Source organism: Tritonibacter sp. SIMBA_163 (assembly GCF_046535935.1).
In the GTDB taxonomy this organism is placed as follows: Bacteria; Pseudomonadota; Alphaproteobacteria; order Rhodobacterales; family Rhodobacteraceae; genus Epibacterium; species Epibacterium scottomollicae.
Genome location: NZ_JAWJBP010000067.1, coordinates 1 through 1238 on the forward strand (window position 1 = coordinate 1; position 1238 = coordinate 1238).

Genomic DNA, 1238 nt, shown 5'->3' on the forward strand with positions numbered 1-1238 from the left:
AAAAGCATCGTCCCGATAGACCAAAGACCGACGATGCATTAACATTCAAATTGGACCACTCGATGGGGGCACATCATCGTCGTCCTCCTGAAAACGGGATATTCCTATCCCAAAAGGTGGACCACTTCAGTGGGGGCACTCCACCGACATTCACCCAGTCTGGGTGATTAGGTATTGTGATCGTAGATTCGCCCAGTAAGTTACGACTGAAAGTAGCGAGAGAATTATGAAGATTACAAGTTTCGGCTTATTTTGGCGAGAAAGTGAGATTGATTGGAATCCCGGCCAAGGATTTAGGGATAGCTTCCGCCTTCTTGGCAGGAAGGGAGCCAATCGTGGTACAATTCAAATTACCGACTTTCGATTTCAGCAAGGGATCTACATCCTCTACGATGAGTACGGACCATCGTATGTCGGCCTGACGAGATCTCAGGGTTTAGGGAAACGCCTCAAAGATCATTTGGATGATCACTTAGCTGGGAAGTGGGACCGATTTTCGTGGTTCGGCTTTCGCCCTATAGGTCAGGCGAACATTAAAAGCGGAATCTTGGAATTGGGTCAGCCTCCAGAGGACTTAACCGATGACACCAACACTACGATCGGTGATCTTGAGGCTTTGCTCATCCGCGCGATCGGCCCCAAGAGAAACACTGCTTATCCCTCATTCAAGGGCGCTGATGAATGGATACAGATAGAGTACGAAGAGCAAGAAAGATATTTGGAACGAATAGTCTGATGACGGCCCTCACCTGCCATTGAACGCTCTACCGAAATGCTGCGACGCGGCCCACCATAGCTGCCGTTCGTGCATCCCGCGGCATTTCGATCGCGACAATGGCGATCACGCGGGAAGATGTTGCCATTTACGCCCTTGTCCGTAGCGAAGCCCGGTTAGTTGTCGTCTCAATCATACACACTGAAATCCAAGCTTCTGATTATTCCCCTCGGATCAAGTTTCTGGACTTTGCAGAACTCAATGAGCTCGAACCATGGATTGCCATCCGGGTCTCTCGCCCACAGCTGGACAGTCCATGTGCCGTCGCCCCACTTATCGTCGATATCGCCAATTTGGTGATGCTCCAGCACCCGCATTGTCTCTTTGAGTGCATGCGGTGTCATTTCGAAAGCAGATACCACGTCCTCTGCGGGCAGCTCCTCAACACGGCTCTGTTGCGCAAATCAGGTTTTGAGCTGGCTTCCCCTTTCCCCAGACGGACTTATCCTACGGGCTCTGTGAT

At 50.8% G+C, this 1238-nt stretch carries 2 protein-coding genes; both read left to right on the top strand.

What is annotated here, in order from left to right; translation table 11 throughout:
- Positions 1 to 226 precede the first annotated feature (226 nt).
- Positions 227 to 736: a GIY-YIG nuclease family protein gene (locus R0J92_RS21380; RefSeq protein ID WP_411053116.1), complete on the top strand. Its 510-nt coding sequence runs from the start codon at positions 227 to 229 to the stop codon at positions 734 to 736.
- Positions 737 to 834: 98 nt separating this feature from the next.
- On the top strand, positions 835 to 1238 hold a 404-nt coding region (locus R0J92_RS21385), incomplete at its 3' end, for a hypothetical protein (RefSeq protein ID WP_411053117.1).

Bases quoted from the DNA above. Each gene is read 5' to 3' on its own strand.
- R0J92_RS21380 (WP_411053116.1), top strand. From the start codon at position 227: ATGAAGATTACAAGTTTCGGCTTATTTTGGCGAGAAAGTGAGATTGAT.